This is a genomic window from Halalkalicoccus sp. CGA53 (assembly GCF_036429475.1).
Lineage (GTDB): Archaea > Halobacteriota > Halobacteria > Halobacteriales > Halalkalicoccaceae > Natronorarus > Natronorarus salvus.
This window is the reverse complement of the sequence record NZ_CP144125.1, coordinates 2262203-2283034: the sequence shown is the minus strand read 5'-3', so window position 1 is coordinate 2283034 and position 20832 is coordinate 2262203. Positions and strand designations below refer to the sequence as shown.

The 20832-nt window shown below is 67.5% G+C and carries 19 protein-coding genes; 7 read left to right on the top strand and 12 right to left on the bottom strand.

Going from position 1 to position 20832, the window contains the following annotated elements; all coding sequences use genetic code 11:
* Positions 1-51: 51 nt before the first annotated feature.
* Together V2L32_RS13520 and V2L32_RS13515 are read right to left on the bottom strand one after the other, a co-directional pair.
* Entirely contained in the window at positions 52-1173 is a 1122-nt protein-coding gene (locus tag V2L32_RS13520) for a zinc-dependent alcohol dehydrogenase (protein ID WP_331232968.1), read from the bottom strand.
* A 123-nt stretch (positions 1174-1296) separates the two neighbouring features.
* A complete protein-coding gene (locus tag V2L32_RS13515) occupies positions 1297-2196 on the bottom strand; it encodes a fumarylacetoacetate hydrolase family protein (protein WP_331232967.1) in 900 nt (299 codons plus the stop codon).
* On the opposite strand from V2L32_RS13515, the gene V2L32_RS13510 reads away from it, so the two are divergent.
* From V2L32_RS13510 to V2L32_RS13500, 3 genes are all read left to right on the top strand, one after another.
* On the top strand, positions 2195-3235 hold the full coding sequence (locus V2L32_RS13510) for a zinc-dependent alcohol dehydrogenase (RefSeq protein WP_331232966.1): 1041 nt from the start codon (positions 2195-2197) through the stop codon (positions 3233-3235). The genes V2L32_RS13515 and V2L32_RS13510 overlap by 2 nt on opposite strands.
* Before the next feature lie 89 nt (positions 3236-3324).
* Positions 3325-4281, top strand: a complete 957-nt coding sequence (locus V2L32_RS13505) for a C-terminal binding protein (RefSeq protein ID WP_331232965.1) — start codon at positions 3325-3327, stop codon at positions 4279-4281.
* A 95-nt stretch (positions 4282-4376) separates the two neighbouring features.
* Entirely contained in the window at positions 4377-5699 is a 1323-nt protein-coding gene (locus V2L32_RS13500; RefSeq protein WP_331232964.1) for a nickel pincer cofactor-dependent isomerase, group 22, read from the top strand.
* 131 nt (positions 5700-5830) lie between these two features.
* On the opposite strand, the gene V2L32_RS13495 is transcribed toward V2L32_RS13500, so the two are convergent.
* The 4 genes from V2L32_RS13495 to V2L32_RS13480 form a co-directional block, all read right to left on the bottom strand.
* Positions 5831-7129, bottom strand: a complete 1299-nt coding sequence (locus V2L32_RS13495) for a TRAP transporter large permease (RefSeq protein ID WP_409348444.1) — start codon at positions 7127-7129, stop codon at positions 5831-5833.
* 5 nt (positions 7130-7134) lie between these two features.
* Positions 7135-7710: a TRAP transporter small permease gene (locus tag V2L32_RS13490; RefSeq protein ID WP_331232962.1), complete on the bottom strand. Its 576-nt coding sequence runs from the start codon at positions 7708-7710 to the stop codon at positions 7135-7137.
* 19 nt (positions 7711-7729) lie between these two features.
* Positions 7730-8842 (bottom strand): TRAP transporter substrate-binding protein, encoded by a 1113-nt coding sequence (locus V2L32_RS13485; RefSeq protein WP_331232961.1) that lies wholly within the window; start codon positions 8840-8842, stop codon positions 7730-7732.
* A gap of 128 nt (positions 8843-8970) precedes the next feature.
* Entirely contained in the window at positions 8971-10053 is a 1083-nt protein-coding gene (locus tag V2L32_RS13480; protein WP_331232960.1) for a mandelate racemase/muconate lactonizing enzyme family protein, read from the bottom strand.
* Positions 10054-10193: 140 nt separating this feature from the next.
* On the opposite strand from V2L32_RS13480, the gene V2L32_RS13475 reads away from it, so the two are divergent.
* A complete protein-coding gene (locus V2L32_RS13475) occupies positions 10194-11153 on the top strand; it encodes a mannonate dehydratase (RefSeq protein WP_331232959.1) in 960 nt (319 codons plus the stop codon).
* 46 nt (positions 11154-11199) lie between these two features.
* Entirely contained in the window at positions 11200-12381 is a 1182-nt protein-coding gene (locus V2L32_RS13470) for an iron-containing alcohol dehydrogenase family protein (protein ID WP_331232958.1), read from the top strand.
* A gap of 748 nt (positions 12382-13129) precedes the next feature.
* Here V2L32_RS13470 and V2L32_RS13465 read toward each other — a convergent pair.
* Positions 13130-13330: a heavy-metal-associated domain-containing protein gene (locus tag V2L32_RS13465; RefSeq protein ID WP_331232956.1), complete on the bottom strand. Its 201-nt coding sequence runs from the start codon at positions 13328-13330 to the stop codon at positions 13130-13132.
* Between the two features lie 223 nt (positions 13331-13553).
* Positions 13554-13973, bottom strand: a complete 420-nt coding sequence (locus tag V2L32_RS13460; RefSeq protein ID WP_331232955.1) for a helix-turn-helix domain-containing protein — start codon at positions 13971-13973, stop codon at positions 13554-13556.
* Positions 13974-14135: 162 nt separating this feature from the next.
* On the opposite strand from V2L32_RS13460, the gene V2L32_RS13455 reads away from it, so the two are divergent.
* A complete protein-coding gene (locus V2L32_RS13455) occupies positions 14136-15248 on the top strand; it encodes a serine hydrolase domain-containing protein (RefSeq protein WP_331232954.1) in 1113 nt (370 codons plus the stop codon).
* 56 nt (positions 15249-15304) lie between these two features.
* Complete coding sequence (locus V2L32_RS13450) at positions 15305-15634, top strand: 2Fe-2S iron-sulfur cluster binding domain-containing protein (protein WP_331232952.1); 330 nt, start codon at positions 15305-15307, stop codon at positions 15632-15634.
* A gap of 7 nt (positions 15635-15641) precedes the next feature.
* On the opposite strand, the gene V2L32_RS13445 is transcribed toward V2L32_RS13450, so the two are convergent.
* From V2L32_RS13445 to V2L32_RS13430, 4 genes are all read right to left on the bottom strand, one after another.
* Positions 15642-16778 carry an ABC transporter ATP-binding protein gene (locus V2L32_RS13445; RefSeq protein ID WP_331232950.1) on the bottom strand — a complete coding sequence of 379 codons (1137 nt, stop codon included), beginning with the start codon at positions 16776-16778 and terminating at the stop codon, positions 15642-15644.
* A gap of 293 nt (positions 16779-17071) precedes the next feature.
* Positions 17072-18670: an ABC transporter permease gene (locus V2L32_RS13440; RefSeq protein ID WP_331232948.1), complete on the bottom strand. Its 1599-nt coding sequence runs from the start codon at positions 18668-18670 to the stop codon at positions 17072-17074.
* Positions 18671-18805: 135 nt separating this feature from the next.
* Positions 18806-20047, bottom strand: coding sequence for an extracellular solute-binding protein (locus tag V2L32_RS13435; RefSeq protein WP_331232947.1), 1242 nt, complete (start codon positions 20045-20047; stop codon positions 18806-18808).
* Between the two features lie 142 nt (positions 20048-20189).
* The gene (locus tag V2L32_RS13430; RefSeq protein WP_331232946.1) at positions 20190-20831 is read right to left on the bottom strand and encodes a MaoC family dehydratase; all 642 of its coding nucleotides are present in this window, start codon (positions 20829-20831) and stop codon (positions 20190-20192) included.
* Position 20832: the final 1 nt, after the last annotated feature.

Genomic DNA, 20832 nt, shown 5'->3' with positions numbered 1-20832 from the left:
GATCGGACGGCGGCGGTCGGTCGACCGGGACGCGGCGACCGAAGCGTCGGACTACGGGTGGATCGTCGCCCGGTACGCCTCGCCGGAGGCCTGCTTCTCGAACGCGTCGGCCGCCTCGTCGAGGCCCGTCCGGTAGTTGAAGAGGTCGGCGAACGGGAGCCGGTCTCCGTGTCGATCGAGCAGCGAGAGCGCCGTCCCGAACTGCGTCGGCGGGTAGACGTAGCTGCTCGCGACGCTCACGTCGTTCTGGACGATGTCGGTCGGGTTGATCGACACCTCGCCGTTGTCCGCGAAGTGGCCGACCTCGACGAGCGTCCCCCCGTTCCTGGGCATCTTCAGCCCCTGTCCGAACGCCGCTGGCTGGCCGACGGCCTCGACGACGACGTCCGGGCCGACGCCGCCCGGCGTCGCCTCGGCCACCGCCCGTATCAGCTCGTCGTCGCCGTCGTGCTCGCGGAGGTCGATCACGTCGGTCGCCCCGAACTCCTCGGCGAGGTCGAGTCGCTCCTCGATCATGTCGATCGAGAGTATTCTATCCGCGCCGGCGGCGGTCGCGGCGGCGACGGTGAGCAGCCCGATCGGCCCGGCACCCTGCACGGCGACGGTCTGGCCCAGCCCGAACCCCTCCCGCGCGCTCGGGAGACCCGGCTGGTACCCACGCTCGAGCGCGTGGGAGGAAACCGCGAGCGGCTCGACCAGCGCGCCAAGCTCGACACTCATCCCATCGGGGAGCCGGTAGACGTCCGCGTCGGCTTCGACGACGACGTACTCTCCCATCCCGCCGTGGAGGCCAGAGCCCTCCTCGACGCTCCGGAAGCCGTAGACGACCCGTTCGGTACACGCGGTCGGCCTGGCGGGAACGTTCGTGCAGTACCAGCACTCGCCGCAGGCCCGTCCGGGCACGACCGTCACCGCGTCGCCCTCGCCGAGTTCGTGTCCGGCAGCGTCCGTCTCGACACCCTCGCCGGCCTCGACGACGGTGCCCGAGAACTCGTGTCCGGGGACGACCGGAAACTCGAGCGCCATCCCGCCGCCGTTCACGTGGACGTCCGTCCCACAGACGCCCGACAGTTCGACCTCGACGAGCAGTTCGCCGGGGCCGATCTCGGGGACGTCGATCTCTCTCACCGCGAGGCTGCCGGGCTCCTCCATCACGAGCGTTCTCGATCGCATGAAGTGTGAGTCGAGGGGCGATCGAGGTATACGTGTCGGTCGCTGTCACGGACCGTGTCGATCGGTAGTGTTGACCCCGGCCGAGCCGCCACGGGGATCGACCCGAACGACGGTCGATCCGCGCTACTGGACGACCCCGTGTTCGAGGACGCCGACGCCCTCGATCTCGACTTCGACCCGGTCGCCGTCCGAGAGCGCCCCGACGCCCGCGGGCGTGCCGGTCGAGATGACGTCGCCGGGTTCGAGCGTCATGTACGTCGTGATCTCCTCGACGAGCTCCGGCACGGAGAAGATGAACTCCGAGATCGAGGAGTCCTGTTTCGTCTCGCCGTTCACGCGCAGCTCGATCGACGCGTCGTCTGGGACCTCGTCGGGGCTCGCGATCGCCGGGCCGATCGGCGCGGCACCGTCGAACGCCTTTCCGCGGACCCAGTTCTGTTCGACCTCCTGGTCGTCGCGGTTCGAGACGTCGTTCACGCAAGTGTAGCCCGTGACGACGTCCATCGCCGCCTCCTCGGGGACGTCCTTGCACTGCTCGCCGATCACGACCCCGAACTCCGCCTCCCAGTCGACGCGTTCTTTCCCCGCCGGGAGGGTCACCGTGTCGTTCGGCCCGGCGACCGTATTCGGCCCCTTGAGGAACAGGAGTGGTCGATCCGGGATCTCAATCCCCGCCTCCTCGGCGTGGTTCTCGTAGTTGAGCCCGACACAGACGATCTTTGTTGGCTCGCACGGTGCGAGGAGGTCGACCTCCTCGAGGTCGTACGTCTCGGCGCCGAAGCTGACGGTGCCCCCGCCGAGTTCGCCGGTCCTGATGCTGCCCGCGGGGTCGCTGAATCGAACCGTGTTACATACCGGAGTGCCTCGGATCGGGCTAATAACCGTTCCGACGGCTGCTGGCGGGAGCCGGAGTCCCCCGACGACGATCCCTCGAGGTGGTGTCGTGGTGGCGGTCTGAATCCACCGGGTCCCGATACGTATTTGCGTCGTCGCCGGGGAGTGTGAGACGAACGGAGAGAGCATGAAAGCCATCGTACACACCGCGGTCGAGGAGGGTGCCGTCGCTTACGACGGCGACTGGGACGTACCGGAGCCGGGGCCCGAGGAGGTGCTCGTGAAGGTCCACACGGCCGGGCTCTGCGGGAGCGACGCACACGCGTACAAGGCCGCCCAGGGGTTCCGGTGGGTCCCCACACCCCGGGTGCTGGGCCACGAGTACTCGGGCGAGGTCGCGGAGGTCGGCGAGGACGTCGAGGAGTTCGCCGTCGGCCAGAAGGTGATCGAGGAGCCGATCCACGACTGCGGAGGAGGCTGTTTCCAGTGCAAGAACGGCCAGGAGAACGTCTGTGAGAACTTCGAGATCGCCGGCTTCCACCACGACGGCGGCTTCGCCGAGTACACCGTCGTCGAGGCGAGACACCTGCACGAGCTACCGGAGGAGATACCGCTTCGCGACGCCGCGCTCACCGAACCGACCGCCATCGCGGCGCGAGCCGTACTGGAGCGGTCGGTCGTCGCTCCCGGCGACACCGTCCTCGTCGAGGGACCGGGGCCGATCGGCGTGCTGACCGCGGTGATCGCCCACTCGATCGGGGCGGACGTGCTCGTCTCCGGGCTTGGTCGGGACGCTGCGTTCCGCCTCCCGCTCGTCGAGGAGCTGGGACCCCGTACCGTGGACGTCGAGGAGACGTCGCTCGAATCGCTCGTCGAGGAGGAGACCGGGGGCGTCGGCTTCGACGTGATCTTCGACACGACCGGCCACCACTCGGGCGTCGAGAACGCGGTCGAGGTCGTCCGTCGGGGCGGCCAGATCGTCGTGGTCGGACTGCCCGCCGCCGACAGCGAGTTCTTCTTCACGCCGCTGGTTCGCGGCGAGGTCGAGCTGACGACCTCCTACGGGTCGACCTGGCGCGACTTCGAACGCGCGATCGACCTCATCGAGCGTGGCGCCGTCGACGCGGAGACGATCACCGACGACTCGTTCAGCGTCGAGGAGCCCGTCGCGGCGTTCGAGGCGTTCCTCGCCGGCGAGACGTGCAAGCCGATCTTCCGGTTCGGCTGATCGGGCTCGCCGGATCCGCCGACCGGCTCCGCTCTCCGACCGGGAGCGCTCGCCAATCTTTTTGGGGGTCGCTCGCCGATCCGGGGACGATGACCCAGCGAATCGTCGTCACCGACTACGACTTCCCGGATCTCTCGGTCGAACGCGACGCCCTCGAGGGCGGGGACGTCGAACTGGTCGGCGAACAGGCCCGCACGCCAGAGGAGGTCGTCGGGGTGGCCCAGGGGGCCGACGGCCTGCTCGTCCAGTACGCGGAGATCGACGAGCGCGTCTTCGAGGCGCTCTCGGACCTGAAGGCGGTCGGACGCTACGGGATCGGCGTGGACTCGGTCGACCTCGAGGCCGCCTCCGACCACGGCGTGCAGGTCCTGAACGTTCCCGACTACTGTATCGAGGAGGTCCCCACCCACGCCCTCGCGCTGTTGCTGACGTGCGTACGCGAGACCGCGCGGTACGACGCGACGGTCAAAGGCGGCGAGTGGGACTGGACCGTCGGCGAGCCGATCGGCCGGATCACGGGCGCGACGTTCGGCCTCGTCGGCTTCGGGAAGCTCCCCCGACGGCTGCTCGAGCTCGTCGCAGGCTTCGAGTTCGACGTCCTCGTCTACGACCCGTACGTCGAGGCCGAGGAGATTGAGTCGATCGGCGCGGAGAAGGTCGACCTCGAGGGGCTGCTCGGGCGCTCGCAGTACGTCTCGGTCCACGCGCCGCTCACCGACGAGACCCGGGAGATGTTCGACGAACGGGCGTTCGAGGCGATGCGCGAGGACGCGATCCTCGTGAACACCGCCCGCGGCGGGCTCGTCGACGTCGACGCGCTCGTCGGAGCGATCGAAGAGGGCGAGATCGCGGGCGCTGGCCTCGACGTGTTGCCGGAGGAGCCGCCCGAGCCGACGCCCCCCTTCGACGACCCGCGGATCGTCTACACCCCACACGTCGCGTGGTACTCCGAGGAGTCGATCGAGACGCTCCGGCGGACGGTCACCGAAGACGTCCTCGCGGTGCTTACAGGCGGGGAACCGCGGAACCCGGTGAACGAACTCTGAACGAACGACGATCCCCTCGGTTGCCGCTCCACCGATCGATCCCGCCCGCTCGATACACTTAACCGTCGAGTTCGAATACGTGGTAGGTGATACCGATGTCCTCGCCACTGACCGTTCCCGAGTCGACGGTGCTCGACGCCTGCGGAGAGACCCCGATACCCCGGTTCGGGGTCGTCGAACAGCTGTGGGAGACGAACCCGATTCCCGGACCCGAGATCGGAGGACACGTCGATCTGGCGGTCTCCGATCTGGCCCTCGATGCGATACCGGACGGCGGAACCGTCGCGCTCGGCGTCGGTAGCCGGGGGATACACGCGCTCCCGACCCTCGTCGAGGGGGCGGTTCGCGCGTTCCGTGACCGTGGGTACGACCCCTTCGTCGTCCCGGCGATGGGCAGCCACGGGGGTGCGACCGCCGACGGACAGCGCGCGAAGCTGGCGGCGCTGGGGGTGACCGAGGGGTCGATCGGCTGTCGGATCGAGTCCTCGACGGAGGTCACGGAGATCGGACGGACCCCCGAACGGGACGTCCCGGTCTACGCCGACGCGGCCGCGGTGGCCGCCGACGCGATCGTCCCGATCAACCGAATCAAACCCCACACCGACTTCAGCGGGGCAGTCGAGAGCGGGCTCTCGAAGATGCTCGTCATCGGCATGGGGAACCAGCCCGGTGCGAAGACGGCACACACGTGGGCGGTCGACTGGAGCTTTCGGAACATGATCCCGGAGATCACCGGGCTACTGCTCGAGCGGCTCCCGATCGCGGGCGGGATCGCCGTCGTCGAGGACCAGCACGACGAGCCCTCCCTCGTCGAGGGGATCCCCCCCGAAGGGTTCCTCGACCGGGAGGCCGAACTCCTCGAACTCGCCTACGAGCTCCTCCCGAGAATTCCGTTCGAGACGCTCGACCTCCTCGTGATCGACCGGATGGGAAAGGACGTGAGTGGTCCCGGGATGGACCCGAACGTCATCGGACGGATGGTCTACGGCCTGAACGAGCCCGCGCCCGACCGTCCGGAAATAAAACGGATCTACACCCGGTCGCTGACCGATCCGTCACACGGCAACGCCGTCGGGCTCGGGCTCGCCGACTTCGTCCACGGGGAGCTCCTGGAGGCGATGGACCCGTCGAAGACGCTGATCAACGCCCTCACCGCGAGCACCCCCCGCGGTGTTCGAACCCCGCCGGTGGTCGAGACCGATCGGGCAGGCGTCGTCGCGGGGCTGTCGACGATCGGGGTGGTCGATCCGGAGTCGGTCCGCGTCGCACGGATCCGGGACACGATGAACCTGAAACGGCTCGTCGTCTCGGAGGCGCTCGTCGAGCGCGCCAGGGAGCGAGAGGACCTTCGCGTCGTCGGAGAACCGCGGGAACTGACGTTCGAGAACGGCCGGCTCCCACCGTTCCCGAACGACTGATTCGTCACCGATCGGTCGACCTGCGTTTCGAGGGGGTGATCTCGTTTCCACGATCGTCGAGGGTGCACCCGGTCAGGCCGGACGAGGCTCGGAAAACCGCTCGATTCGAGGGCGTTGTGGGTGGGTCCCGGTCAGTTCATCAGTTCGTAGGGGACGTACGTCACCAGACCCGGGAAGAAGATGATCAGGAGGAGGACCGCGATCAGAGGGATGTAGAACGGGAGAACGTAGACCATGATGTCCTCTAGCGCGACTGGCGTCACCTTGTCGAGGACGAACAGGATGATGCCGAACGGGGGCGTGAGCAGCCCGATCATCAGCGTCAGGATCATGACGATCCCGAAGTGGATCGGGTCGATACCAGCGATACTGATCACCGGCATGAGCACGGGAACCAGGATCGTGATCGCCGCGATCGTCTCCATGAACGTCCCGACGATCAGCAACAACACGACGATCAACAGCAGTATCATCGTCGTATCCTCCGTGATCGCCGTGATCGCCTCGACCAGGAGCTGTGGGAGCTGGAGTCGGAGGGCGATCAGTCCGTACAGCGCCGCGATACCGATGATGAACGTGAGTGCGAACGTCTCGATCGTGCTGTCACGGACCTCCTCGTAGAACTGGTAGAGCGTCATATCCCCCCAGATCCCGCCGACGACGAGCGTGTAGATCACGGCGACCGCGCCGGCCTCGGTGGCGGTGAAAAAGCCCCCGAGGATCCCACCGATGATGATGATCGGGATGAGAAGCGCCGGAAGCGCCTTCAGGAACGTCGAGGCGATCCGGCCCAGGTCGAGCCCGCCGGTCGCCTCCATCCCCCGCATCCGGACGAGGACGTAGACGAGACACATGATCGCGATCCCGAGCAGGACTCCCGGGACGATACCGGCGAGGAAGAGCGCGCCGATCGACTCCTCGGCCAGCACGCCGTAGATGATCACCGGAACGCTCGGGGGAATGATCGGCCCGATGATCGACGAGCTACCGGTGACGCCGATCGAGAGGTCGTCGTCGTAGCCGTAGTTCTTCATCGCGGTGAACTCCACACGGCCGAGCCCCGAGGCGTCCGCGACCGCGAGCCCGGACATCCCCGAGAAGAGCATACTCGCGACGACGTTCACCTGCGCTATCCCGCCCCGGAGCCATCCGACGAGCGCGTTCGCGAAGTCGAACAGCTCCTCGGTGAACCCCATCCGGTTCATCAGTCGGCCGAGCAGCAGGTAGAACGGGATCGCGAGCAGCGAGAACGTGTTCAGCCCGAACAGCAACGGGTTGGCGACCGTCTCCAGGCTGAAGGCGGGACCGTACGGCGATAGCATGACGACGACCGACGTCGCTCCCATCGCGATCGCCACCGGAACGCCGATGGCGTACAGCAACAACAGCACGCCCAGAAAGAGGATACCGATGACGTAGAGCTCGTTCACCATGGTTACCGACCCGACCCCTCCTCCGAGGACGCCTCCCCTACGGTCCGCGGCGATTCGCCGCGAACCAGCCGTTCGTGCGCCGTTCGGATGCGGTCTCTGAACTCGACGAGCGAGTAGAGCAGGTAGAGTAGTAGACCCGTCGAGATGAGCGCCATCATCTGGCCCATCGTCACGATGTAGACCCCGCCGAAGTAGTTCCCCCAGTTCCTCGTCGCCGTGGTGATCCCGGCTGCGACGGCGATCGCGAGGAAGCCGATGACGACGACGCTCACGACGAGCTGGAGCACGGCGTGGAGCCGTGGTGCCCTGGCCTCGACCCGCTCGAGCATGAAGTACATGCTGATGTGTTCGCGGTTCCTCGCGGCGACGGCCGCTCCGAAGAACGTCCCCACGATGAGCATGTACCGCGAGAGCGGCTCCGTCCAGTGGCCGATCCCGATCTGGATCGGCAGGTATCGGAGCGAGACCTGGACCGACACCAGCACGATCGTCATCGAGAAGAAGAACATCGCCGTGTACAGGACCGCCCGGTCGAAGCGGGTGTCGGTCTTCACGTCCAACGATTGGTCGATCTCCATGGTGGAACGGGTACGAGAGTTACAGCGCGCGGACCTCTTCGAGGTCGGCCTCGAAGCGTTCCTCGAAGAGCCGTTCGAGGGCGGGCTCGGCCTCGTCGAAGAACGCGTCGCGATCGAGGTCGGGCTCGTCGATGATCTCCATCTCCTCGCCGAGCTCGTCGACCAGGTCGTCCTCGCGGTCGACCGCGATCTGTGCGGCCTCCTCGGTGACCTCCCAGGCGACCTCCTCCATCATCTCCTGGTAGGTCTCGTCGAGCCCCTGGTAGAAGTCCTCGTTGAAGCTGAGGATCCCCGTCTCGACCCTGTGGCCGGTCAGGGTGAGGTAGTCCTGAACCTCGTCGAGGTTGAACGCGGAGATCTGTTCGACGTCGCCCTCGGTCGAGTCGACGACCCCCGTCTGGACGGCGCTGTACATCTCGTCGAGCGCGACCGGTGTCGGGCTGGCCCCGATCTCCGTCCAGACCTCGACCCACGCGTCGATCTCCGGGAGTCGAAGGTCGAGGCCGGCGACGTCCGCGGGCTCGTAGATTGGCTCGTTGGAGGTGAAGTGACGAACGCCACGGTAGACCTCCTGGCCGAGTACCCGCTGGTTGCCCTCCTCGATCAGTTGTGGGATCGCACCCTCCTGAATGATGTCGCTCTCGACGATACGCTGGTGATGGTCCCAGTCCTCGGCCAGGAACGGGGACACGAGCGGGTAGTTCTCCTCCGCGTACATCATGTACGGGAGCATCCCGCCCGTGAGTCCTTCCAAGGTCCCGCCGGCGACCAGCTCCGCGATCTCGTCCTCGGCCCCGTACGCGCCGCCGGGTGTGACCGTGACGTCGAAGCGACCGTCGGACTCCTCGTCCATCCGCTCGGCGAACATCTCCGCGCACTCGACGGTGATGTGTCCCGGCTCGAACGTGCTGCCGATCTCCATGCTCACGTCGTCGAGGTCCTCGGCAGCGTCGTCGGTGTCGTCGGCGTCGTCGTCCGGGTCGTCAGCGTCGTCGACCGGTTCGGCGTCGTCGGTATCGTCGGCGGGATCGTCCTCATCGTCGTCGCCGATACAGCCGACGAGCCCGGCGATACCGACCACCGACGCACCCCTGAGGAATCTCCGCCGATCAGGCCTGTGTGGAGTTGTCATGCACGTCCGTGGATGGAATCAGGTGTTATAGCTGTACCGATCCCTCCGCTGTCGGTCACTTTTCGCGGTCACCGGAACGTCCGGTCGTCCCCGTCCGGCGTCGGGCCGCGGTCCTCTCGACGCGCGGACTAGCGCTGGATCGCGTACGCATCGAGGCCGTCGAACTCGATACCGTGACCCGGCTCCGCCGGTGGTTCGAACGTGCCGTCGCGTACGGTCAACGGGTTCCGAACGACCTCGTCGAGGACCGTCGAGTGGTGCTCGACGTAGGGGACGTTCCCGGAACTGACCGCGAGGTGGACGTGGACCGGTTCGACGTAGTGCGGCGAGAGCGAGAGCCCCCACGCCTCGGCGACCTCCGCGACGGCCAGCCACGGCGTGACCCCCCCGACGCGGGCGACGTCGGGCTGTAGCACGTCGGCCCCCCCGCGCTCGACGACCCCCTTGAACTGGGTCACGTTGTAGAGGTTCTCGCCGGTTGCGATCGGGACGTCGACGTGTCGTCTGAGGTCGGCGTACGCCGCGTAGTCGCCCTTCTCGAGCGGCTCCTCGAACCACCCGAGGTCGACGTCCGCCAGGCGGCGGGCAAGCCTGCGTGCGCCGTCGACGCGGTACGAACAGTTGGCGTCGATCAGGAGGTCGACACCGTCGGGGAGGACCTCGTTCACGGCGCGGACGCGTTCTTCGTCTTCGCCGTGGCCCCTCCCCACCTTCATCTTGAAGCCGGAAAATCCCTCCTCGACCGCCTCCTCGGCGTTCCGAACGAGGGTCTCCACGTCGAAGTGGAGCCACCCGCCGTCGGTCTCGTAGACCGGCACCTCTCGCCGCTCCCCGCCCAGTAGCTCGTAGAGCGGCGCCCCCAGCCGGTTCCCGAGGAGGTCCCACGCCGCCACGTCGATCGCGGAGAGTGCGAGCTCGGAGATCCCCTCCCGACCGACGAACGTCGTGTTCGCGGCGAGCCTCCCTCTCAACGCCCGCGGAGCGGCGGATCCCTCGAGGACGATCGGCGTACAGACGTCGCCGAGGAACGTCCGGATCGTCCTTCCCCCGCTCCCGATCGTGTAGGTGAACCCGGTTCCGTGTGCCCCGGTCTCGTCCTCCAGCCGCACGGTGATCAGCTCGAGCCCGTCGAACGACTGGGTCGCGTCCTCGAGCGCCGTCTCGTTCGGTAGCCGGTACAGTCCCGTTCGAACGTCGGTGATCCGTGGCATGGGTCGGGTCGTACTCGTCCCCACGCGAGTCAGTGACTTAACCGCTCGTGGGCCGAGACCCGCCCTCCGGTGGTAGAGGGCTCACGCGAGTCGGTCGTCAACTTTTATCACCGGGTGTCGCGTCGTCCCGCTCGCTCACGATGAAGCCAGCACTAATACTCCCAGCATCGCCGGACGAGCGGTGGACGCTCGCGAAGCAGATCGGCGTCACGGACGCGGTCGTCCACACGCTCGAGATCGGCGACGGCCGACGGTTCTGGGACTACGACTCGCTGTTGCGGATGCGAAACAGCTTCCGGAACGCCGGCCTCGAGATCGCGGTGATCGAGGGGAGCGTCCCGATCACCGACACGACACGGCTCGGACGGGAGGGACGCGACGAGGAGATCGAGGAGTTTCAACAGTTCCTCCGGGACGTCGGCTCGCTCGGGGTCCCGGTCGTCTGTTACGACTGGATGGCCGGACTCCGCTGGGCGCGGACCTCCGTCGACATCCGTTCCCGGGGCGACTCGCTGACGACCGGCTACGACCACGAACAGATGCAGGCCGGTCCGGCCGACCCGATCGCCCCCGTGTCGGAGGAGACGCTCTGGGAGAGCCTCGAGTACTTCCTCGAACGGGTCGTCCCCGTCGCCGAGGAAGCGGACGTGAAACTGGGGCTCCACCCGGACGACCCGCCGCTTCCCGAGGTCCGCGGCGTCGGTCGGATCGTCCGGAGCGTCGAAGCGTACGACCGCGTCCTCGAGCTCTATCCGAGCGAGCACAACGGCATCACGTTCTGTCAGGGGAACTTCGCGGCGATGGGCGTCGACGTCCCCGGGGCGATCCGCCACTTCGGCGACGCGATCAACTTCGTCCACTTCAGGGACGTCGAGGGGACGGCCGAGGGGTTCGTCGAGACCTGGCACGACGACGGCCCGACCGACATGCTCGAGGCGATGCGCGCCTACCGCGACGTGGGATTCGAGGGGCCGATGCGTCCGGACCACGTGCCGACGATGGCGACCGAGGAGAACGAGAACCCCGGCTACGAGACGCTCGGACGGCTGTTCGCCGTCGGCTACATGACGGGGCTGTGGGAGTCCGTCGGCGACGACTGATCGGACCCACCGAAAGCGTATTGTGTGCCGTCTCCGTCTCGCCGTCATGTCTGACGGACTCACGTCGCTCACCGAGCCGTACTCGATCAGGAGCCCGAACCGCGTCAGCTACGGGTTCGGGACGGTGTCGGAGATAGGGGCGTACGCCGAGGAGCACGGGCTGAAGTCCGCGCTGGTCGTCACCGACGCCGACATCGTCGCCGCGGGGGTGATCGACCCGGTCGTCGACGCGCTCGAGGGTGCCGGCGTCTCCGTCGACCTGTTCGAGGGCGTGAAACCGGAACCGAAGCTGTCGATGGTCGCCGACGGGGTGGAGCGGCTCCGGGAGGGGAGCTACGAGTTCGTCGTCGGCGTCGGCGGCGGGAGCGCGCTCGACACCGCGAAGCTCGCGTCAATCGTCGCCGAACACGACGTCGAGCCAGCCGACACCCTCGGCATGGGGAACGTGCCCGGGCCGGGACTCCCACTCGGGCTGGTTCCCACGACCGCCGGGACGGGAAGCGAGGTGACGCACATCGGCGTCTTCTCCGACGACGACGGCATGAAGCGGGTCGTCTACGACGACCACCTCTTCGCGGACGTCGTCGCCGTCGACCCGGCGCTCACCGCGAGCCTCCCGAAACGGGTCGCGGCCGCGACCGGGCTCGACGCGCTCACGCACGCGATCGAGAGCTACACGAGCGTCCTCCGGACCCCCTACACCGACGTGCTGGCCCGGAACGCGATCGAGCGCATCGGCGCGAACCTCGGGGAGGCGGTCCATCAGGGCGAACACAACGACCGGGCGCGCTACGAGATGCTGCTCGCGTCGACGATCGCCGGCCAGGCATTCGTCAACTCCGGGCTCGGCGCGGTCCACGCGCTGACCTACCCGATCGGGATCGAGTACGGCGTCGGCCACGGCGAGGCGAACGCGATGTTGCTGCCCCACGTGATGGCGTACAACGTCCCCGCCGAACCCGAGCGCTACGCGGAGGTCGGCGACCTCCTCGTACCCGAGGCGACCGGTTCGACCCGGGAGCGGGCCGAGGCGGGCGTCGACGCGGTCTTCTCGCTGACCGAGGACGTCGGAATCCCGACGTCGATCGGCCACCTCGGCGAGATCGATCGAGAGACCGTCGAACGGTTCACCGACGTCGCGTTCGAGTACTCCCGCCACAACATCGATCGGAACCCGCGCTCGCTCGACCGCGAGGACGTGATCGAGATCTACCGATCCGCTCGGTAGCGCGGATCGTGTACGGCGCTCGGTCGACCGGGGAGTCAGGGACGGGTTCGTAATAGCTGAACGCCAGCACGTCGCGGTGACCCTTCGCAAACGTGCTCGTCGGCAGTGATCACACCCGATCATCGGGGGCGACGCGACACCGAACGCGAGAACCACTGTCGGGCTCGACTTCGCTCGCTATCCGAACGGACGACTATCCGAACGGACGGGTAACGGTCCCGCCGCCCGCTGACATTGGATCACGACTGGTGACAGCAGGAAGCCCCACAGTTGCGTTCAGTGATACCGAATGGAATGCGACCTGAAGTAAACCGTCCATCACCGGTCGTTGGGGTACAGAACGTCAACACCCGGCACGTGTCCTGAAGTCGGTCTAAATAACCCAGTGGAACGACACCACCGATTACACCAGTACGATTGTAACTTCCGTTCGATCATAGTGAAACGCTTCGGCGAGTCATGGACGTCGGACTCTCGAGTTCTCCGAGCGGATCACGACGCTCGTCGGGTACTTCGATGAACACGTCCCATACATCGTCACACAGCTGCCGCCGTGAACCGGCGGGACCATACGTCGAAACGGTCCCGCCGAACGGACGGGACACCTCCGTTCGACGAGGTCGAGGGGACCGACGGAGACGTCATTCTCGAGCGTGGTCGGATCGGATGCGCTGGTCGTCCGTCACCCGCCTCGACTCCCGGCGGACTGAGAACGCGCTGCTCTGGACGATCGGTCACCCGAGCGCCCCTAGCTCTGGTCGGCACCGGCGTCCCGCCCCTCGGCCGGTGGCCACCGCCACGCGTCGTAGTCGACGGTCGTCTCGCCGCTCTCTCGATCGATTTCGACGCTCAAGACCCCCTCGACCTCCCGCAAGCCCTCGCGGAGGCGCTCGGCGTCCTCGTCCGATTCGATGCCCGGAACCGTGAACTCGGCGCGCGCTGTATCCATCGAATCCCGTACGTCCCGGAACCGGATCACTCTGACGGGGACGGCCGACGACTCGGTAGACGCGTTCGCGCCGATGTTTTACCAGTACGCATGCGCGTACTAGGGGCGGCTGTTCCGATATTCTCTCGAATCCGGTGACGTCAAACCCGGCCCGGACGGGCGGCTGTCCGAGTCCGTCTCGCGGAGGAGGCTTCGTGCTGATATACGAATAGAATAAATTATGTTATTCTAGTCCCTCCCTCAGGATCCGCCTGACGTGTCCCAGCGAGTACTCGACGCCGTAGCCTTCCTCGACGTGATCGCGGACGAGTGCCGGCGACCACTCCGCGGCCTCGTATCCGAACTCCGTCGGTGACGACTCTAGATCCGCCGCGAGCCGTGCCCGCTCGTCGTCCTCGAGCTTTCTCGGTCGGCCGGGCCGCGGTTCGTCCGCGAGCGCCTCCGTGAACGACCGGTCCTCGAACCGCGAGAGCCAGTAGTAGATCGTCGACTGCGGGATGCCGTAGCGTCGGCTCAGCGTCGACACCGACTCGCCGTCCTTGACCGCGAGCGCGATCATCAGCCGCTTGGCCGCCTTCGCCTCCTTCGTCCGAGAGAGCGCGGATCGGAGCAGGTCGTCCGGCACGTCGTCGAGACCAGTCATATCACAAGCAATTCTGTTCGTTCGTCGTACCCGAGGCGCCGATCGACCCGACCGAGAGCGGCCATACCCGATGGGTGTGTCGGACCCCCGTTAACGTTTTCCACCGCTCGCCGGGCTTTCCGGGACCCGCGCTTTCATCACCGTCGCCTCCCCCCGTCCCCTATGCTCGAATCCGACGAGAGCGGCACCGACTGGACGGTACCGGACCCGGAGTCGGTCGGCCTCGACCCCGAGGCGCTCGCGGAGGCGGTGGCCTACGCGAAAGCCCACGAGACGCCACCCGAACAGGTCGCCTACGACTTCTCGAACACCCACCCCTGGGAGGGCGACGGCCCCCTCGGCGGGGCGCTCGGGGCGATGCCCGACCGACGCGGCGGGCCCGCCGGCGTCGTGCTCTTTCGGGGAACGCCCGTCGTGGAGTGGGGCGACACTCGACGGGTCGATCACACGTTCAGCGTCGCGAAGACCTTCCTCTCGCTGCTCGCCGGACTCGCGTGGGACCGTGGCCTGATTGAGGAGCTCTCCGATCCGGTGTCCGAGTACGTCGACGACGGCGGGTTCGACACCGAGCAGAACCGGACGATCACCTGGGAGCACCTGCTCCACGGGACGAGCGAGTGGGAGGGAACGCTCTTCGACCGGCCCGATTCGGTCGACCGGAACCGTCCGGTCGGCCGCGAGGCCGACGAGCTCGGCGACCGCGGCGAGCGCTCGCTCCGGGAACCGGGTACGTACTGGGAGTACAACGACGTCCGGATCAACCGCCTCGCGCTCTCCTTGCTTCGCCTCTGGGAGAAGCCGCTCCCGCGCGTGCTCGCCCACGAACTCATGGACCCGATCGGCGCGACCCGGTGGGAGTGGCATGGTTACTACAACTCCCACGTCATGGTGAACGGCACCCGGATGAGGTCGGTCTCCGGCGGCGGTCACTGGGGCGGCGGCCTCTGGATCGCCGCCCGAGACCTCGCGCGGGTAGGCCAGCTCCTCCTCGACCGCGGCGAGTGGGACGGGAACCGACTGCTTTCTCCTTCCTACATCGACTGGATGACCGAGCCGTGTCCGATCGAATCCGGATACGGGGGACTGGTCTGGCTGAACACCCAGAACAGATGGGAAAGTGTTCCCGAATCGAGCTACGCCGCGCTCGGCTACGGCCGGAACGTCCTCTGGATCGACCCGGAGCACGAGCTCGTCGCCGTGGCGCGCTGGCTCGAGAGCGACGACGAGCGCTCACACGTAGACGGCTTCCTCCGCCGACTGCTCGAGGCCGTGTAGCCCGGGCGACGAGCACCCGTCGACCGAGTTATCCGTCGGGCGGACCAGTATCGAGTATGCCGACGGTGACGTTCGAGGGGCGAGAGGTCGAGTGTGCGGAGGGAGCGGTCCTCCGGGACGTGCTGATCGGGTCGGGGGCCTCGCCGCATAACGGTCGGACACGGTACCTGAACTGCCACGGGATGGCGACCTGTGGCACCTGTGCGGTTGAGGTGGAGGGGGCAGTGAGCGACCGAGCCGGTGGGGAAGCGCGCCGGCTCTCGTTCCCACCGCACGACACCGAATCGGGGCTCAGACTCTCCTGTCAGGTGCGCGTCGAGGGCGACGTGACCGTTCGGAAGTATCCGGGGTTCTGGGGCCAGCACACCGACCGCGAACCGCGGTGAGGGTCAGTCACTCCTCGGCGGGGAACCACGCGAGCTCGTGGGCGGCGGCGAGTTCGACGGTGACCGGCGTGTCGAGCGAGAGCCGATCCGAGTGGTTGTGCATCGCCTCGACGGTCTCGCCGGAGTCGAGTTCCACCCTGTACAGTACCGACGGCCCGAGATATCGCCGGTAGGTGACGCGGCCGTCTGCTGTCTCCTCGTTGGCGGGTCGGGCGAGCACGTCGTCCGGCCTGACCAGCACGTCGATCCGGGTGAAGTCGTACTCGGCGGCCAGCCCGTAGATCCGGTCGCGGCCGACCGGCCCGAGCGGCGTCTCGACGAGGTCGCCGGAGATATACCCTGGAAGGAAGCTCGCGTGGCCGAGAAAGCCCGCGACGAACCGCGATCGGGGGTGCTGGAAGACGTCTTCGGGGGTGCCGACCTGCTCTATCCTCCCCTCGGCCATCACCGCCACCCGGTCCGAGATCGACATCGCCTCCTCCTGGTCGTGGGTGACCGAGATCCCCGTGACGCCCGCCTCCTTCAGGATGCGCCGTACCTCCTCGCGCATCTCGACTCTGAGGTCGACGTCGAGGTTGGAGAAGGGTTCGTCGAGCAGCAGGATCTCGGGTTCGGGCGCGAGCGAGCGCGCGAGCGCGACGCGCTGTTTCTGACCGCCCGAGAGTTCGTCGGGCGTGCTGTCGGTGTGTGCCTCCAGACCCACCAGATCGAGTAGCTCCGCCACCCGCTCCTCGCGGGCGTCGGGCTCCCAGCCGTCGAGTCCGAAGCCGACATTCTCGGCCGCCGTCATGTGGGGAAACAGCGCGAAGTCCTGAAAGACCACGCCGACGTCGCGACGCTCGGGGGGGACGAACGCACGCTCGTCCCCGGCGGCGACCCGGTCCCCGCCGACGCGGATCACACCGTCGTCGGGTCGTTCGAGCCCGGCGATCAGCCGCAGCGTCGTCGTCTTCCCACAGCCCGAGGGACCGAGCAGCGTCAGCAGTTCGCCCTCGCGGACCGACAGCGAGAGCCCGTCGACGGCGCACTCCTCCCCGAAGGCCTTCGCGGCGTCGTCGACTTCGAGGACGGTCTCGGTTGCGGTGCGGTCGTCGGCGCTCTCGGACGCCTCGCGTCGGTCGGTTCGCTGGTTCCTAACTGACATCGGGGTCTCCTCTCGTCTCGGGACGGGCGCCAGAACGGGAACGCGAGTCGCCAGTACAGGGTGGACGGCTTCGTGTGCGCCCGGTGTACGCACGATCGTCGCCGACGGCTCGGGGTCGATCCGCAGAGATACCGTCGTGGCAGGTCACCGGCTTCCCACCGTCGGTCCCTCCCAACTCCCCGCGTCGGTTCGTGATCACGGTCTACTCGGTGATGGTTCCGCGTTCCAGGGTTTTAGGCTTTCCTAAAACGCCCGGTGCCGCCGACCGTCCATCGATCCCGGCTCGTCGCGTCTCAGCTCACGTCGTAGCCTTCCTGTCGGAGCATGACGACCATCGTCAGTCCGGAGATGAGGATCAACAACAGCGCGGGGACCGCCGCGTAGCGGTACGCGAGGGCGTTCTGTGCCCCCCAGATGACGATGACGAGCGTGTCCATCCCGATCGGCTGGAGCATCAGCGTCATCGGTAGCTCCTTCATCGTCGTGAGGAAGACGAGGATGCCCCCGGCCACCACACCCGGCATGATCAGCGGGAGGGTGACCCGCCGGAACGTCGCTATCGGGCCAGCGTCCAGCGTACGGGCGGCCTCCAGGGTTGCGTCGTCGACCTGCAGGACCGACGAGCGGACGGTGCCGACCGCCTGCGGGAGGAAGCGGACGACGTAGGCGAAGACGAGCAGCCAGACGCCCTGTCTGTAGAGCGAGGGGAGCGTTCGCGTGCCGAGGAACACCAGCGCGAGCCCGATGACGATGCCGGGAACCGCGAACCCGACGTACGTCGCCCGCTCGAGCACCCGCGAGACGAGCGAGTTCGTCCGGCCGGAGTAGTAGGCGACCGGCAGGGCGAACGCACAGGCGACCAGCGCGGCCAGCAGCGCGAGGTAAACCGAGTTGAGCGCGAACTCCGGCTGGAACTCGAGCGAGGGGATCGGATCGCCCGCGCTGCGGAACAGCCAGTTCGTGAAGATCGCGACCGGGACGACGAGCGTGAGGAGCCCGATCGCCGAGACGAAGCCCATCGCCGGCCACTTCCAGATCCCCAGGCGGATCGGACTGCCCCTGTCGGTACCGCCGCTCGCGTCCTCGTCGCGGCCGATACCCGCCTCGATCACGAGGACGACGGCGACGATCGCGACCAGCTGCAGCGCGAGCAGCGCGGCGTACTCGACGGCGAACCCGCTGAACTCCCAGTAGATCGTGCTCGTGAACACGTTCGCCCCCATGAACGCGGGCGTTCCGAAGTCCGAGATCGCGTACAGAGCGGCGAGCAACGCCCCCGCGGCGATCCCCGGCCTGATCTGCGGGAGCGTGACCCGCCGGAACGCGTCGAGCCGGCCGGCGTTGAGCGTGCGTGCCGCGTCGACAAGCGAGCCGTCGATCGACAGCAGCGCGGCCCGCGTCGTCAGGAAGACGTAGGGGTAGGTGTAGAGCGTGATGATGAACACCGCGCCGCGCAGCCCGTCGACGCGGGGAAGCGTCGCGCCGAAGAGCGTGTCGACCTCGCCCCCGGGGCCGAACACACCGACGAACGCGATCGCGCCGATGTAGCTCGGGATCACGAGCGGGAGCGCCGCGACGACGGTCCAGAGACGCGGATACGGGAGGTCGGTGAGCGTCGTCAGCACCGCGAGCGGGACGCCGAGCAGGATCGAAAAGACCGTGACCGCGAGCATCAGCGCGACGCTGTTGGCCGTGATCCACGCGGTCTGGGAGGAGACGATCAGCTCGTACGCACGGGCCGGCTCGACCGTCGCCGCCTGCCAGACCAGCCACGCCATCGGGGAGACGACGAGGAACGCGACGACGGCGCTCGCCGTCGCCAGGGCGACGGTGGAACGGTCGCTCCCGACGAGTCCGTGTGAGGCGTCGAGACGGGTCGTGAACGGTTTCATGGCGTAGCCCCGGTGTCTGTCTCTCGACCTCGTCGCTGATTAGCCTTGTTTAGTTCGTTCGGACGGACGAGTCCCGTGCGTGGAGTCATCGGGAGACGGCGGGAGACGGCGTCGAACCGCTCCGGTCGAGCGTTCTCAGACCGTCATCCCCTCCTCGGTGAGGAGGTCCCGTGCGTCCTGTAACGCCATGTCGAACTCGCTGAGGTCGAACTCCGGCGGGTCGATCTCCTCTAAGTCGGGGAGCTCACCCACGTAGTCGACGCCCTCGACGACGGGGTACTCGCCGTTGGCCTCCATCATGAACTCCTGGCCCTCCGCGGCCAGCAGGTGACGGACGAACTCCGCGACCAGTTCCGGGCCCTCGACGTCGTTCAGAACGCCGACGCCGGCGACGCTGAACAGACAGCCGGCGTCGTTCTCCGTGAACGCCAGGTCGATCGGCGCGTCCGGGTCCTCGTTCAGGATTCGAGCGGCGTAGTAGCTGTTTCCGAGCGCGACGATCGGGTCGTCGTCGCCCCCGCGGCTGATCGCCTCGGCCATATCCGACCCCCCGGAGAAGAGCTGGACGTCCTGGTCTTCGACCATCGCCCTGACCCACTCGCGGGTCTCCTCCTCGCCCTCGAGTTCGACCATCGCCTGGATGAACCCTCTGAAGGTGCCGGAGTTGGGTCGCGTGGCGATGATGCCCCGAAATCGCTCGTCGGTCGCGTACTCCACGATGTCCGTGGGGAGTTCGTCGCCGCTCTCGAAGTCGGTCTCCTCGGCCAGCCGATCGGCGTTGAACTGGATCGAGCGCGTCCGCCCGGTCACGCCCGTCCAGAGCCCGTCCGGGTGCCGGAAGCTCCCGGGGACGGCGTCGACGACGTCGCCCGGGAGCGTCTGGAGCACGCCCTCGTCCTCGAGCGCGTTGAGCGCTCCGGGGTCCTGCGAGTACATCAGGTCCGCCGGGGTCGCCTCCCCCTCCTGGACGATCTGGTTGACCTGGACGTCGTTCTCGTCGTAGTCGACGTTGAGCGTGAGCCCGTCGTACTCCTCCTCTAAGGCCGCGAACACCGGGTCGATCTGGTCGCGTGTCCGCCCGGAGTAGATCGTGAGTTCGCCCTCCAGATCACCGAGATCCGACCAGGAGACCGCCGTCGAGTCGACCGCCTCGCCCATCGGTTCGGCGTTCGCGACCGCTCCCGCCCCCTCGTCGTCTCCTGTATCGTCGTCCTCGTCGTGGTCGTCCCCACCCTGATCGTCGTCGCCGGCATCGGCGGCATCGTCCCCACCCTCGTCGTCATCGGTACAGCCCGCGAGGCCGATACCGGCGACCGCGCCGCCGGCCGCGAGGAGGAACCGTCGTCGATTCGACCGCGTCTGTCTCGCTCGTCTCATGGACGATTTTAGGTCGACCGAAACCGACCTTATAGCTGCCGGTTTTAGGCAGGCCTAAAGAGTGATAATCGAGGCGCGAAAACGGCCGACCGGCTCGTCGACCGGGCTCGCTACCGGACAGAATTAGGGCGGCCTAAAAAGTCTACCGGTCGTCGCCGGGCGCCGGGAGGTCGTCGATCAGCACCACCGCTTCGCCGTCGATCACCATCGTCTCGCCCGCGAAGACGCGGGTGGTGAGCCGGAACTGGCCGTCCCCGAGGTCCTCCGCGACCTCGCAGACGGCGGTGAGGTCGTCGCCGATCGAGACGGGCGCGCGGAACTGGGTCTCCTGTGAGAGGTAGATCGTGAGGCCGGGGAGGCGAGCGAGCGCGGCGCTGATGAGTCCGGAGACGAGCGTCCCGTGTGCGATCGTCCCGCCGAAGCGCGAGCGGCCCGCGAACTCCTCGTCGAGGTGCAGGCGGTTCGTGTCGCCGCTCGCGAGCGCGAACCGCTCGACGTCGCTCTCGTCGATCCGCTTCGAGAAGGTGACTACGTCGCCGACGTCGACGGTCTCGGGTCTCTCGGTGTCGAACGCGGTGGTCCAGTCGAGACGGCGGTAGCTGAGCGAGTCGGTACCCGAGAGCGTCTCGTCGCCGTTCGACCCCTCGAGGCCGACCGAGGCGCGGGCGGCACGGTTCGCCTCGATCGCGCTGTTCAGGGCGTGTTCTGTCGTCCGTACCCACGCGTTCGTGAACGTGGAGAGCGTCTCTACGGCTCGGGAACCAGCGTCGTCTGTGTCGCTCATG

Coding starts and splice junctions, on each gene's coding strand:
- V2L32_RS13520 (WP_331232968.1), bottom strand. CDS start 1,173: ATGCGATCGAGAACGCTCGTGATGGAGGAGCCCGGCAGCCTCGCGGTG.
- V2L32_RS13510 (WP_331232966.1), top strand. CDS start 2,195: ATGAAAGCCATCGTACACACCGCGGTCGAGGAGGGTGCCGTCGCTTAC.
- V2L32_RS13515 (WP_331232967.1), bottom strand. CDS start 2,196: ATGCTCTCTCCGTTCGTCTCACACTCCCCGGCGACGACGCAAATACGT.
- V2L32_RS13505 (WP_331232965.1), top strand. CDS start 3,325: ATGACCCAGCGAATCGTCGTCACCGACTACGACTTCCCGGATCTCTCG.
- V2L32_RS13500 (WP_331232964.1), top strand. CDS start 4,377: ATGTCCTCGCCACTGACCGTTCCCGAGTCGACGGTGCTCGACGCCTGC.
- V2L32_RS13490 (WP_331232962.1), bottom strand. CDS start 7,710: ATGGAGATCGACCAATCGTTGGACGTGAAGACCGACACCCGCTTCGAC.
- V2L32_RS13485 (WP_331232961.1), bottom strand. CDS start 8,842: ATGACAACTCCACACAGGCCTGATCGGCGGAGATTCCTCAGGGGTGCG.
- V2L32_RS13480 (WP_331232960.1), bottom strand. CDS start 10,053: ATGCCACGGATCACCGACGTTCGAACGGGACTGTACCGGCTACCGAAC.
- V2L32_RS13475 (WP_331232959.1), top strand. CDS start 10,194: ATGAAGCCAGCACTAATACTCCCAGCATCGCCGGACGAGCGGTGGACG.
- V2L32_RS13470 (WP_331232958.1), top strand. CDS start 11,200: ATGTCTGACGGACTCACGTCGCTCACCGAGCCGTACTCGATCAGGAGC.
- V2L32_RS13465 (WP_331232956.1), bottom strand. CDS start 13,330: ATGGATACAGCGCGCGCCGAGTTCACGGTTCCGGGCATCGAATCGGAC.
- V2L32_RS13460 (WP_331232955.1), bottom strand. CDS start 13,973: ATGACTGGTCTCGACGACGTGCCGGACGACCTGCTCCGATCCGCGCTC.
- V2L32_RS13455 (WP_331232954.1), top strand. CDS start 14,136: ATGCTCGAATCCGACGAGAGCGGCACCGACTGGACGGTACCGGACCCG.
- V2L32_RS13450 (WP_331232952.1), top strand. CDS start 15,305: ATGCCGACGGTGACGTTCGAGGGGCGAGAGGTCGAGTGTGCGGAGGGA.
- V2L32_RS13445 (WP_331232950.1), bottom strand. CDS start 16,778: ATGTCAGTTAGGAACCAGCGAACCGACCGACGCGAGGCGTCCGAGAGC.
- V2L32_RS13440 (WP_331232948.1), bottom strand. CDS start 18,670: ATGAAACCGTTCACGACCCGTCTCGACGCCTCACACGGACTCGTCGGG.
- V2L32_RS13435 (WP_331232947.1), bottom strand. CDS start 20,047: ATGAGACGAGCGAGACAGACGCGGTCGAATCGACGACGGTTCCTCCTC.
- V2L32_RS13430 (WP_331232946.1), bottom strand. CDS start 20,831: ATGAGCGACACAGACGACGCTGGTTCCCGAGCCGTAGAGACGCTCTCC.